This is a genomic window from Streptomyces humicola (assembly GCF_024436035.1).
GTDB lineage: Bacteria > Actinomycetota > Actinomycetes > Streptomycetales > Streptomycetaceae > Streptantibioticus_B > Streptantibioticus_B humicola.
On record NZ_JANFNG010000019.1, the window covers coordinates 1 to 12233 of the forward strand.

General features: G+C 67.8%; 11 protein-coding genes and 2 pseudogenes. 6 read left to right on the plus strand and 7 right to left on the minus strand.

The features are described 5' to 3' along the window. Positions 1–506, plus strand: a pseudogene (locus tag NGB36_RS21775) (hypothetical protein); the annotation flags it as partial. A 124-nt stretch (positions 507–630) separates the two neighbouring features. Here the strand turns inward: NGB36_RS21775 and NGB36_RS21780 are convergent. Together NGB36_RS21780 and NGB36_RS21785 are read right to left on the minus strand one after the other, a co-directional pair. Then, positions 631–1134: pseudogene (locus NGB36_RS21780) on the minus strand (zinc-binding dehydrogenase); the annotation flags it as partial. Positions 1135–1590: 456 nt separating this feature from the next. Next, entirely contained in the window at positions 1591–1938 is a 348-nt protein-coding gene (locus NGB36_RS21785; protein ID WP_255922070.1) for a YidH family protein, read from the minus strand. Between the two features lie 75 nt (positions 1939–2013). On the opposite strand from NGB36_RS21785, the gene NGB36_RS21790 reads away from it, so the two are divergent. The 3 genes from NGB36_RS21790 (at position 2014) to NGB36_RS21800 (ending at position 5866) form a co-directional block, all read left to right on the plus strand. Then, complete coding sequence (locus NGB36_RS21790; protein WP_255922071.1) at positions 2014–2688, plus strand: hypothetical protein; 675 nt, start codon at positions 2014–2016, stop codon at positions 2686–2688. A 15-nt stretch (positions 2689–2703) separates the two neighbouring features. Next, complete coding sequence (locus tag NGB36_RS21795; protein ID WP_255922072.1) at positions 2704–3276, plus strand: hypothetical protein; 573 nt, start codon at positions 2704–2706, stop codon at positions 3274–3276. Positions 3277–3457: 181 nt separating this feature from the next. Then, positions 3458–5866, plus strand: coding sequence for an arylsulfatase (locus NGB36_RS21800; RefSeq protein WP_255922073.1), 2409 nt, complete (start codon positions 3458–3460; stop codon positions 5864–5866). Here the strand turns inward: NGB36_RS21800 and NGB36_RS21805 are convergent. Further along, a complete protein-coding gene (locus NGB36_RS21805) occupies positions 5860–6138 on the minus strand; it encodes a hypothetical protein (protein ID WP_255922074.1) in 279 nt (92 codons plus the stop codon). The two genes, NGB36_RS21800 and NGB36_RS21805, sit on opposite strands and share 7 nt — an antisense overlap. A gap of 241 nt (positions 6139–6379) precedes the next feature. Here NGB36_RS21805 and NGB36_RS21810 point away from each other — a divergent pair, with 241 nt between their 5' ends. Both NGB36_RS21810 and NGB36_RS21815 read left to right on the plus strand, forming a co-directional pair. Beyond that, positions 6380–7774: an IS1380 family transposase gene (locus NGB36_RS21810; RefSeq protein WP_255922075.1), complete on the plus strand. Its 1395-nt coding sequence runs from the start codon at positions 6380–6382 to the stop codon at positions 7772–7774. 880 nt (positions 7775–8654) lie between these two features. After that, a complete protein-coding gene (locus tag NGB36_RS21815) occupies positions 8655–8975 on the plus strand; it encodes a site-specific integrase (protein ID WP_372509495.1) in 321 nt (106 codons plus the stop codon). 244 nt (positions 8976–9219) lie between these two features. Here NGB36_RS21815 and NGB36_RS21820 read toward each other — a convergent pair whose 3' ends face one another. From NGB36_RS21820 to NGB36_RS33855, 4 genes are read right to left on the minus strand one after another with little or no spacing between them, the layout of a single operon-like run. Further along, positions 9220–10398, minus strand: coding sequence for a tyrosine-type recombinase/integrase (locus NGB36_RS21820; RefSeq protein WP_255922076.1), 1179 nt, complete (start codon positions 10396–10398; stop codon positions 9220–9222). Further along, entirely contained in the window at positions 10398–10616 is a 219-nt protein-coding gene (locus tag NGB36_RS21825; RefSeq protein WP_255922077.1) for an excisionase family DNA-binding protein, read from the minus strand. Before NGB36_RS21825 ends, NGB36_RS21820 begins: the two co-directional genes overlap by 1 nt. Continuing rightward, positions 10609–11961: a replication initiator gene (locus NGB36_RS21830; RefSeq protein ID WP_255922078.1), complete on the minus strand. Its 1353-nt coding sequence runs from the start codon at positions 11959–11961 to the stop codon at positions 10609–10611. Before NGB36_RS21830 ends, NGB36_RS21825 begins: the two co-directional genes overlap by 8 nt. A 17-nt stretch (positions 11962–11978) precedes the next feature. After that, a complete protein-coding gene (locus tag NGB36_RS33855; RefSeq protein WP_372509496.1) occupies positions 11979–12110 on the minus strand; it encodes a hypothetical protein in 132 nt (43 codons plus the stop codon). Between the last annotated feature and the right edge of the window lie 123 nt (positions 12111–12233).

Genomic DNA, 12233 nt, shown 5'->3' on the forward strand with positions numbered 1-12233 from the left:
CCGCGCCGGTGCGAGTCTGCGCCCCCGGCCAGACAGCACCGTGCACCCGCTTCCTCCACGGCGTGAAGGCCATTGCTGCGAACGGCCTCTCCGGCGCCCACAGCCTGGCATTGCGCAGGAACAGCACAGTCCTGGCCTGGGGCGACAACTCCGTCGGCGAGGTCGGGGACGGCACCACCACTACCCCCCGGACCACGCCGGTGCGAGTCTGCGCCCCCGGCCAGGCGGCTCCATGCAGCCACTTCCTCCACGACGGAAGCGCCATCGCCGCGGGCGCATTCCACAGCCTCGTGTTGCGCAAGGCCGGAACAGTTCTCGCCTGGGGGGCCAACGGCCAAGGCGAGGTCGGGGACGGCACTACCACTACTCCCCGGACCACGCCGGTGCGAGTCTGCGCCCCCGGCCAGACGCACCCTTGCACCCGCTTCCTCCACCATGTACGCGCGATCGCCGCGGGCGGCGACCACAACCTCGTTGTCGTTCAACCTCACCGACCTCATCATTGAGGACCCGCCCGCGGTCGGGAAGACGACGGTCGCCAGGCTGCTCGCGCGACGTCACGGGCTGCGCTGGTACTTGCTGAGGTTGAGAGGCTGTTCGCCGACGCGCTGGCCGAAGGCTCCAGGGGTGTCAGGCGGCTGGGACTTCGAGCACGGCCTGGCCTCTGGAGATGCCCATCTCGATGGTCCAATGAGCGTCGCCGACCGCCTCCCACGGCCTGGTGTCCACGAATGCCTCCGGAACGCGGAAACCCGCCGCGACGTCCCGCCACAAACGGGCGATGTGGGCGCGGTTGCCGGTGCGGACGCCGATCAGCGACTGGCTGCGCAGGTAGAACGGCAGCAGCCGGACCGGCAGCGGATCGCGGGCGATTACACCGGAGTCCACGACGCGGCCCATGTCGGCGAGCGTGTCGCGGTACTGCTGCCAAATGGCGGGGATGCCCAGGTTGTCGATGACGCAGTCGACACCCCACTCGCCCGTCACCTCACGCACCGCACGGGCCAGATCGCCATCGGCGTCACCGTCGACCGCTGCGGCGAGCGGCAGACCGTCCAGACAGCCTGGTTTGAGGGCGAGCCGGTCGACACCGATGACCTGGGCCCCGCGATAGGCCGCGAGGGTCGCGGCCGCCGCACCAAGCGCTCCGGCCCGGCGGCAGCCTTCCGGCCCACGCCTGGCTGCCCTGCCACGCCGTGCCCCCGGCCTGGCCTGACGACCTGGGCAGGGGCTTTCGGGTGCAGCTTCCTCCTGCTGTGGGGCGTGTTTGTCGCCTACTGGTTGGGTCCGATGTTTTCATCGTGTTGTACGGCCTCGCCTCTTTTCATCTCTGCCGCACTGAGAGTGACTTGGCCTGGGCTTCGATGGCTCAGCAGTCGATGGTCAACTTGTCGTCTGCGACCTGTCAGTGAGAAGCGAGCGCCCGTGGATCCGGTCCATACCCAACGGCGTGAGCGTCATGCCGTTGCCCCGGCCACCCAGGTCCCAACGGGGCCCTCTACTCGCCGCTCCAGCGGCACGTCGCGGACAAGTGGAGTGTGTACGGGTTCGTGAGTCACTTCGGGAGGGTCCGTCGCCTCTCGCCGTTGATCACAGGAGGACCACGACGGCGATCAGCGCGAGAAGCGTGATCAGGGTGGCGGCCGTGATCAGGCCGAACCGCGCCGGGGCGTAGAGGCCGGCGTCCAGTTGCTGGCCGACGGACCGGTATCTGACCGTGCCGTAGGCGCCGACGAGCAGTCCGGCGAAGATCAGGATGCCCCCGGAGATCACGGCGTGGATTCCCCGGTGCGGGGCGAATTTGGCCGCGGCCACGCCGAGTGCCGCCATGCTGATGCCGGTGCGGAGCCAGGCGAGGTAGGTGCGTTCATTGGCCAGGTGATCCCGGGCGCGGCTGCCAGTGTTCGGCGTAGCGCGCTTGGGAATCTCCGGGCTCACGTGTCCCTCCGACTGATCGTTACTTTTAGGGCATATCGTACGGGTGTCGACGGCAGGCACGGGGAGGAGACACGGATGGGCGCTCTGACTCCCGAAGCGGCCGGAGCCATGGAAAAGACGCTGCAGACACCTCGCGCGGCGGGAGCGGCCGGGATCGTTTTCGCCGTCCTGCTGGCGGCCACGATCATCCTGGTGCACAGCGCGATCCCGATCCGGCCGGTGAATGCTGCCACCTGGCTGGCAAGCTCCTCCAGCCGCGACGCGGCACGCGCGACGCTGGCCCTTTTGCCGTTCGCCGGAATCATCTTCTTGTGGTTCATGGGCGCGGTGCGCAGCTACGTCGGCGAGGGCGAGGACAAGTTCTTCGCCACGATCTTCCTCGGCAGCGGCCTGCTGTTCGTGGCGGCGCTCTTCACGCTTGCCGCCGAAACGGGCAGCATGCTCGCCACGGCGGCCGTTCCCCGCGGGACTGCGCAACTGCACCTGTGGCAGTACGGGCGCAATGCCGCCTTCACCCTGCTGTCCAGCTACTGCATGCGCATGGCCGCCGTCTTCACCATCGCCACCTCGACGATCGGGCGGCGGCTCGGCGTCTTCCCCTGCTGGCTCACCTGGCTTGGCTACCTCGTCGCGATCATTCTGCTCTTCGTCGTCACCAGCATCGCCTGGTTCCAGCTGGCCTTTCCGCTGTGGGCGCTGGTCGTCAGCGGCTATATGCTGACGACCAGCCACTCTGCCGCAGGCGCGTAACCGCGCGATGCCCGAATGATGCACGAAGTGCTGTACGCGGTGGTGCTGGGAGTCACCGTCTTCTGTGCCACGAACATCGACGCCTGGGCACTGTTCGTGGCGTTGTTCCTGCCCGAAAGACGGCCTCGCAAGCGGCTCTTGGTGTCAGCACTCCTCCTCGGCCTCCTGACGCTCTTGGGGCTCGGGGCCCTGGGCGGTGCAGTCGCCCGGTTGCTCGTGCCTTCATATGTCCGGCTGCTCGGAATCATCCCGGCTGCCCTGGGAGTGCGCGGCCTGGTACGAGGCGGTGATGTGGTGGCACCGCTGCGTCGGGCGGCGGAGTACCGACGCCTGGGGCAGTACGTGGCACTGGTCCTGGCGACTGGTCTGGACAACGTCAGCGTGTTCACTGTGGTGTTCTCGCGAGTGACCGTCGGTGCGGGTGTGCTGTTCGGGTGCGTGCAAATCGCGTTGGCTCCCTCGCTGGTCTGGGCAGCCGACGTGGCCTGTGAAGGGTGGTGCAGGAGTCGGCTGGTACGGGTGCACCAGCAGCGGCTGTCGTCGGTTGTTTTCATCCTTGTCGGCGCAGCGGTGCTGGTGACGGGGTGAGGCAGTGCTGGTGTAGGCGAGACGCTTTCCACTCAAATGGCAGACACGCCGACGGCGGCCTAGCATCGAAGGGAGTTCACACAGCTGCATTCGAGCGGGGCCCGCCCGCGACGGACCGGATGATCGGGGCGTTGCGCAGCGCCGCGGGCGACTTCCCTTCCTTAAGTCCCAAAGGGTCGATGTGCCGGTCGGCATCGCCGTGCGGGAGGCATGGGTGGAGGACGGGCAGATGTCGCCGAAGGAGTTCAAGGAGTACAGGCCGGGGACGGCGTTTCCGGGTGTGATCGGCCGTACGGCCGAGGAATCGAGTCCTGGGTGGCCGCAGCCGATGCGGGCCATGCCGGGAGCTCCGAATGTGTTGTTCATCGTGCTCGATGACACCGGGTACGGTCAGTTCGGTTGCTACGGCAGCCCGATGGCCACGCCGAACATGGATGCGCTGGCCGCTGATGGGCTGCTGTACAACAACATGCATACGACGGCGCTGTGTTCGCCGTCGCGTTCGTGCATCATCACCGGTCGCAACCACCACGCCAACGGAATGGCGGCGATCACCGAACTGTCCACCGGCTACCCGGGATACAACGGCCAGATCCCGTTCGAGAACGGGTTTCTCTCGGAAATGCTGCTGCAGCACGGGTACAACACCTACATGGTCGGCAAGTGGCACCTGGTCCCCTCGGAGCAGGAATCGGCGGCCGGCCCGTACGACCGCTGGCCGCTCGGCCGGGGCTTCGAGCGGTTCTACGGCTTCCTCGGTGGCGATACCAGCCAGTGGTATCCGGACCTGGTCTACGACAACCACCAAATCGAGCCCCCTGCTTCGCCAAAGGAGGGTTACCACCTGACCACGGATTTGGTGGACAAGGCGATCTCGTTCATCGCGGACGCCAAGCAGGTGGCTCCGGACAAGCCGTTCTTCCTGGACTTCTGTACCGGGGCGACACATGCGCCGCACCACGTGCCGAAGGAGTGGGCGGACGCCTACGAGGGGCAGTTCGACGACGGCTGGGACGCCTACCGCGAGTCCACGCTCGACCGGCAGAAGCAGTTGGGCGTTGCCCCGCCGGATGCGCGGCTGTCCCGCCACGACCCCGATGTGCCCGAATGGGACTCCCTCCCGCCAGATGCGCGCAGACTCGCGGCCAGGATGATGGAGGTCTACGCCGGGTTCCTCTCCCACACCGACCACCACATCGGGCGGCTGCTGGACTTCCTGAGGGAGACTGGCGAGTTCGACAACACGCTGATCATGGTCGTCTCCGACAACGGCGCCAGCGCCGAGGGCGGCCCCACCGGGACCACCAATGAGCTGCAGTTCTTCAACAATGCCCCCGAACCGCTCGAAGAGAGTGTGCGGTCGATCGACGAGCTCGGCGGTCCGACGACGTTCAACCACTACCCGTGGGGCTGGACCTGGGCGGGCAACACACCGTTCCGGCGCTGGAAGCGCGAGACCTACCGGGGCGGCGTCAGCGACCCGTTCCTCGTTCACTGGCCCAAGGGCTTCAAGGCGCGAGGCGAGGTGCGCACCCAGTTCGCGCACATCATCGACATGGTCCCCACCGTGCTCGATGTCCTCGGCATCGAGCCCCCGGCCACCGTCAAGGGCGTATCGCAGTCCCCGCTGCACGGTGTCAGTTTCGCCCACACCTTCGACAACCCGACCGCGCAGACCCTGCACCACTCCCAGTACTACGAAATGCTCGGCCACCGCGCCATCGACCATGACGGCTGGCGTGCGATCTGCCCCTGGCCCGGCCCGTCGTTCACGGAAGGCGGCAAGCCCTTCGGCACCCCCATTACCGCCCAGGACCTCACCGAGCTGGACGCCCACCACTGGGAGCTGTACCACATCGACGAGGACTTCGCCGAGACCAGCGACCTCGCCACCGAGAACCGCGACAAGCTCATCGAGATGATCGCCCTGTGGTACGTGGAGGCCGGCAAATACGGCGTCCTGCCGATCGACAGCAGCGGCGTGCAGCGGATGATGATCGAGCGCCCGCAGATCACCGCGGCCCGCACCAGCTACACCTTCCGTCCCGGTACCGAGACGCTTCCCGCGGCCGTGGCACCCCGGGTGATCAACCGCCCGTTCAGCATCACTGCGGATGTAGAGATCCCGTCCGGCGGTGCCGAAGGGGTCCTGCTCTGCCAGGGTGCCAACGTCGGCGGCTGGACCCTCTATGTGAAGGACAGCAAGCTCCACTACGCCCACAACTACGTCCGGCGTGCCCTGCACCAGGTCTCCTCGACGGAAACGGTGCCCGAGGGCCGGTGCGAGCTGCGCTTCGAGTTCGAACCCACCGGCGAGCCGGACATCGCCCACGGCAAGGGCACACCGGGTCGCGCCCGGCTCTACATCGACCGCCGCCCGGTCGGCGAGGCCGACATCCCGGTCACGACACCCGTGGCCTTCAACCCGGGCGGCATGACCTGCGGCGCCAACCCCGGCTCCGCGGTGACGCCCGCTTACCAGTCGCCGTTCAGGTTCACCGGCACGCTGCACACCGTGACCGTGGACCTGTCGGGAGAGCTGATCACCGACGTCCAGACAGAGATCCGCATGCACATGGCACGTCAGTAGCGTTCGGCGTCGAGCAGCAAACGCAGCTCGATCTCCAGCCACTGGCTCTCGCGACGCCACGCGTCCAGGGCGGACACCAGCCGACGGCTCAAGGCCCCGACCGTCAGCGACCGCCATCGGCAGCCGTCCAGGAAGCCCACGAGCACCCCGATCCGCTCATCCTGGCGGGCCACCGGCTGCCCGTCCAGCGCGGCGAGCGCCAGGCGGCTGACCTTCACGGGCGTGAGCGACCGCCACGCGTACGGGCCGAGCACGTCACACACGGCACCCACGCGTACGTCATCAGAAGCCACGAGCTGCACATACACAGGGTACGGCCGCGACGTAAAGGTCTACACCAGATGTGACTTCGGAACGCTGTCCGTTCTCGCCGAGCTGCAGCGAAAACTGATCCCGGATGCACCGATGAGTTATGTGGTCGGGACCTGGGCATGAGGGAGCGGATGCCCTCCGACCTGCGACGATGGGACTTGCTACAGGACCAGGTCGCCAGATCGGGAGAACATCCGCCAGATGCAAGTCTGTCATGCCGCCGAACATGTCTCCGCTGTCTTCGACGAGCCGAATCTGATCGCCGATGCTGGGCTGTTGCCGCTGGTTCGGCTGGCCGAGCGGGTCGGGCTGCGGGAGCTGGCTGCCTCATCGGTACGGATCGAGGGCGCGGACAATAGCGGTGGCGCCCACCCGGCGGCGAAGGTGACCTCGTTGCTGGCGGCGATGTGCGCTGGTGCGGACAGCATCGAGGATGCCGACCGGCTGCGGCACGGCGCGATGGACCGGGCCTTCGCCGGGGTGCGAGCCCCGTCCACCCTGGGTACCTTCCTGCGCTCGTTCACTCACGGCCATAACCTGCAACTGCACCGTGTGCACCGCCAGTTCCTGACCAATCTGGCGTCGTATACGCCGCTGCTGCCCGGCGCCGATCAGGTGATGTTCATCGACATCGACCCCACCCACCGCCGCGTGTACGGCCACGCCAAGCAGGGCGCCGAGGTCGGACGGCTCAAGGGGCAGCGCACGCTGCACCCGATCCTGGCCACCTTCTCCACTCCGATCGCCCGGCCGGTGATCGGCGCGGTCCGGCTGCGCCGGGGCAAGGCCGCCGACGTGCGCGGCGCCGGGCGCTTCGTCGCCGAAGCCCTGGCGATCGCCAAGGATGCCGGCGGCACGGGGATCCGGCTGGTCCGGGCGGACAGCAAGTTCTACACCGCCGACGTGGTCGCCGCCTGCCGCCGCGCCGGCGCCCACTTCTCCCTGACCACGGGCATGAACCCCTCCATCGCCGCCGCGATAGCGCGCATCGATGAGACCACGTGGGTTCCGATCCGCTACCCGGACGCCTTCGTCGATCCCGACACCGGCGAGATGGTCTCCGACGCCGAAGTCGCCGAGATCGAGTACACCGCGTTCACCGGCAGGAAGAAGGCCGAGCAGGTCACCGCCCGGCTCGTCGTGCGCCGGGTCCGCAGGCTGAACGCCGAAGTGGCCCAGGGTCAGGGTGAGTTGTTCACCGCTTGGCGCTACCACCCGATCTTCACCGACAGCCCGTTTGAGATGCTGGCCGCTGAGCTTGATCACCGTCGACACGCAGTCGTGGAGCAGGCCATCGCTGATGGAAAAGCCGGCCCGCTGGCCCACCTGCCGTCCGGGAACTTCCAGGCCAACGCCGCATGGCTGACCTTGTGGGCGATGTCCCACAACCTCCTGCGAGCCGCCGGAGCCCTCGCCTCGATCTTCCACGCCAAGGCCACCACCGCCACCCTGCGCGCCCACCTCGTCCACGTCCCCGCCCGGCTGGCCCGCACCGCCCGCGTCAAGCTGACGGTCCACCTGCCCGAGCAGTGGCCCTGGCGCGACGCCTTCCTCAGCCTGTTCGACGCCGTCCACTGCCCACCATCAACAGCCTGAACGCCCCATGTGACTGCGCACCTGACGGCCGCACGACCACCGGCGACACCGCCACCACCCTCAGCCCCGACCACGGAGAACCCCTCGGACAGGCCGCGACCCGGGAGCGCGGCGGACCCCACACGCCCTCAAACCCCTGCCCCACACGGCCAACAGACCTCGGAGAGGAGCTGAGCTCCCAGAACATCAGCCGGTGCATTCGGGCTGATTGTCGCAAATACCAACGACGGCCTGGCCGCCGCCCGCGACCGCGGACGCGTCGGCGGACGCCGGCCGAGATTTCCCCCCGGGAGTCTACCCGGGGAACAGCCTCTAAAGAGCTCGATAGAGAGCTTCAGAGCGCTCGGGATCGCTCGCCACCGCGTGGCAGCGGCAGAGTTCGAACCTGCGTAAGAGCAAGCCGACAGATTTACAGCGGGCCGTCTGCGCACCCTCTGACTTGGCACTTTTCTAGCAGGCGACGACTCGGGGGACACACGGGGGAATCGAGTCACTCGAAAGCCGTGCGCGGACGGAGATCCGCGGGTTGGAGACGTGCTCTCAGCGGCCCGACGACAGGGCGCATTTCGGTCAATCTCTCCATGCAGGGGCGGCTCCATCCTACGGACACTGCAAGATGCACATGCGGGCCGGCGTCATCCCGTACCTTCTCCATAGATCTTGTCCCCCAAGCGGCACGGTGACCTGGGGACTCCTGCGCGTCACCACCGCCCACCGGGCTGTTCGTAGGCTACGGGCAAACGGCGATAAAATTACCCAAATCGGTGGCCTGGCTTCCGGACCTAGGCTGCTGCCTCTGTGACCTGGGCCGCAACGACGGACAGTCCATCCGCATCCACCCCACCGGCTGGGACATCCTCACCCCCCACCTGCAGGAGGTGTGCTGGCCTCCGATGGACGCCTGTTCACCGCTGTGCGGGGCGGACGGGTCAGGTCAACCGAATACACGGAGGTGTGGCAGGCCGCACGTGACAAGGCTCTGTCGGAGGAAGACGCGGCGTCTCCTCTGGCGGACGTGCCTTACTCGCTCCGGCATGCCGGGGTATCCCTGTGGATCAAGGCTGGCGTGGATCCGGTGGAAGTCGCCCGCCGGGCGGGGCACAGCATCGCGGTGTTGTGGAAGTTCTACGCGAAGATCCTGCGAGGTCAGCAGCACCGCGCGAACCAGCTCATCGACGCAGCTCTGGACCCGTCCGAGTAGGCCATCGGTCGGCCGGAGCTTGGCCGCAGGTTGGCCGCACAGGCAGGTCAACGGAGGGATTCACGCGGTCAGGGTGAGACAAGATACAGGTGGGCGGGGGTCCCGGAATGACCCGGGACGCCCGCCCACCTGCGTGTTTCCTACCTGTGCGGAGGGTGTGGGATTTGAACCCACGGTGACGTTGCCGCCACGACAGTTTTCAAGATGTCTTTCCGGATCTTGGCGCGGACGGCTCCGCCGCTGGTCAGACGGGTACCAGCGCCCCCGCCGAGCCGTCATCGTCGTCATCGTGCCCTTTACGTGCCCCTCGGGGGTTGTCGTGCCCCTCCATCCAGGACTCGGACGCCTCGGCGACCTGAGCGTCACGGCCGACCGCAGGTCGAGCGTAGTGCCGAGTCGTCACACTCGCGTTGGAGTGGCCGAGCCGATGAGCGGCGGTCATGACGCCATACTGGTCGGCGACCCAGGTGGCGTGAGAGGCCCGCAGGTCGTGCGGTGTCACATCCGTCAGTCCGGCCGCCGTCACGGCGGGGTCGAAGTGCGCCTTGCGCCATTGGTTGTAGCGAAGCGGACGGCCAGCCCGGTTGGTGAACAGCAACGCATCATTGCCGCCAGGCAACTGGCTCAGGTAGGCCGACAGCCGCTGTACCAGCGAGCGCGCCAGCGTCAGGGTGCGCTTCTGGTGTGATTTCGGCGTATCGAAGACCAAGGCCCCGTTCGCCTCGGCGAGGTTCTCGTCCACGTGCACCAGGCGTCGGGGCACGTCGATGTCTCCACGCCGCATTGCGAACGCCTCACCGATCCGCAGGCCGCCGAAGGCAAGCAGCGCGATCAACAGGTCATGCGGTGCGTCGGCAGCCCGCACGATGCGGGAGGCTTCCTGTGGGGTCAGGATGTGCGGTTCGGTCTGCGGCATCCTCGGCAGCCGCACCCCACGGCATGGCGTCACCGCGATCAAACCGTTGTCCACAGCAGAGGCCATGATCTGAGCGAACACGCGATAGCACTGGCGGATCCAAGAGGCACCGGCACCATCCGTCTTCATCTTGGCCACCCACTCCGCAACGGTGATCGGCCGCACGCTGGACAGCTCACGGCCGCCGAGCACTGGATTGATCCGTGAGGCGATGATCGACCGGTAGGTAGCCCGAGTTTTGTGCTTCAGCTGGGGTCCAACCGATGCCAGCCAGCGAGCGGCCCAGTCCTCAACGGTCGTCTTGGCGTCCGCCGGGTCGAGCCACCGACCTTCCTCGATCTCGATCCGCTTCTTGGCAAGCCACAGGTCAGCGTCGGTCGTCGTGGCGAACGTCCGATCGGCCGGTCTGAGAACACCATCCGGCCCGGGGTAACGGACCTGGTACCGGCCAGACGGCAGCTTACGGACACGGCCGAACTGGCGGCGGCTCTTGCGCTTTCCCGCCATCACGCCACCGCCTTTAGCCGATGCATGGACACGGGTTGCACTGTGTTGGCGCAGATGAATTCCTCAACCGCACTTTCGGGGACGCGCACATGGCGGCCGATTTTCACGAACGCAATCCGTCGTTCCTCGATCAAGCGGCGAGGGAAACGCTCCCCGGACGTTTCAAACGTCCCGAGCCGCTCCGCAACCTGTGCCACGGTCAGCAGTCGGTCAGGCATGGGTAGCTTCTCCCTCCGTGCCCGGTGCGGGCTGGACTGTCGCAGCGAGGAATTCCTCGCCGGGGGTGAGGCCGGTTCCGGCGAAGGACCAGTGAGCGAGGACGAGCGTGGTTTCGTCACTGTCCGCGGTGGCCGGCTGGGGTGCTTCCTCACCGCGTGCGATGGCGGCCTGGAGTCGGCGCCATTCGGCGCGGGCAGTGCGCAGCGCGCCGAGGGTGGTCGAGTAGCGGCGGGTCTTGGTGGAGAAGTGGCCGCGGAAGCCGAGCATGTGAGCCCAGGCACGGAGGCGGAGGTCTTCCAGTTCGGGCTGTGCCCCGAGTGCCCAGGCGGTACGGATCATCCGCCGGGCATGCTCGCTGAGACGCGCACGGGCCAGCTCTGCGAGGAACTTGATCGGACGATCCAGCGTGCCCGTCGCCGTTTCGGCGCCCTTGGTGGCGTATTTGGCGATGTACGCGGCGACGGCGCGATCGGTCAGTTCGGTGCCTCCGTCTAGGTCGGCGCTGCGGATGGGACGGATGTCGAGTTGGGTGCCGAAGGCGAATGCGTGCGCTCGGCCGTCGACGATCGGGCCAGTGATATCCGCTTTCGCCGTGGCGGTCTGGATGGCGTCGGCGAGCAGTTCGACCGTTGCCCAGGCCGGGGGCGGGGTGTCACCGCCATCGGGTCCGTCGAGGCGGATCACAGCATGGAAGTGGACCGCGCCGCGCTTTTGGTACTCGGCGACCTTGGCGAAGGAGACGCGGGCGTGATGCCGGAAGTCCCGCTGCGTGAGCCCGGCGCGCTTGGCGATCTCCCGACGCAGGTAGATCGAGAAGCGCCGCCACAAGGCGCCCGCGTGAGCGTTCCACAGCACGGCCGCTTCGTAGTCGTACGTCTCCGGGTCGAGCGGCGTGCCCAACTCACCCGCGTCCTCTGGGTGCTGGGTGCCGCAGCGGCAACGGCCGGAGTCGGGCCGGTTGTGGACCGGCCCGAACGACGGAGCGGTGAACGTGGCGAACACACGCGGATGCGTCGCGACCTGGTCACTGGTGCCCTTGCCGCCGCGCAGTCCGGCGGTGATCAGGTGGTAGGTGTCACGGCGGTAGGTCTCGGCGCAGGCCGGGCACCGGGTAGTGCGGCGGTTGTTGCAGCGGACCAGGAGGTGACCGGCGGGCAGGTCTGCGGCGTGCAGCTCGGACAGGATCTGCCCGGTGGCGGTGTCGATCTCGGTGCGGTGGCCGTCGAGGCGGATGGGCCGGGCACACCCGCCCAGGCCCCTCAGTTGCCGGAGCAGGGCGGGCACGGTGCCCAGCGAGGCCAGGTCGGCCAATTCCTTGACCGGCGGCGGTGTGCGGACGGGCATCGGGCGAACTCCTCCTTTCAGCGGCGGCGGTTGTGGTTGGCGAGCAGGGAGCGCAGGACGACGGCGCAGACCGCGACGGAGACGGCGCCCACGGCGACGGCGGTCAGCAGCGCGGTCAGGACGACGCCGACCGCGATGACGGCGGCCACTCCCCCGGCGCCAGCGGCGACAAGCGGCGCGACCGGACGGCGAGGAGCCGGGGCCGGGGCGGGGGAGTGCTGACAAGAGCAGGCAGGCGCATGGGCTTCAGAGCCCAGAACCACGGTCGAAGG

Excerpts from the sequence above, each read along its gene's own strand:
- NGB36_RS21810 (WP_255922075.1), top strand. The coding sequence starts at position 6,380 with ATGCAAGTCTGTCATGCCGCCGAACATGTCTCCGCTGTCTTCGACGAG.
- NGB36_RS21795 (WP_255922072.1), top strand. The coding sequence starts at position 2,704 with ATGATGCACGAAGTGCTGTACGCGGTGGTGCTGGGAGTCACCGTCTTC.
- NGB36_RS21790 (WP_255922071.1), top strand. The coding sequence starts at position 2,014 with ATGGGCGCTCTGACTCCCGAAGCGGCCGGAGCCATGGAAAAGACGCTG.
- NGB36_RS21820 (WP_255922076.1), bottom strand. The coding sequence starts at position 10,398 with ATGGCGGGAAAGCGCAAGAGCCGCCGCCAGTTCGGCCGTGTCCGTAAG.
- NGB36_RS21830 (WP_255922078.1), bottom strand. The coding sequence starts at position 11,961 with ATGCCCGTCCGCACACCGCCGCCGGTCAAGGAATTGGCCGACCTGGCC.
- NGB36_RS21825 (WP_255922077.1), bottom strand. The coding sequence starts at position 10,616 with ATGCCTGACCGACTGCTGACCGTGGCACAGGTTGCGGAGCGGCTCGGG.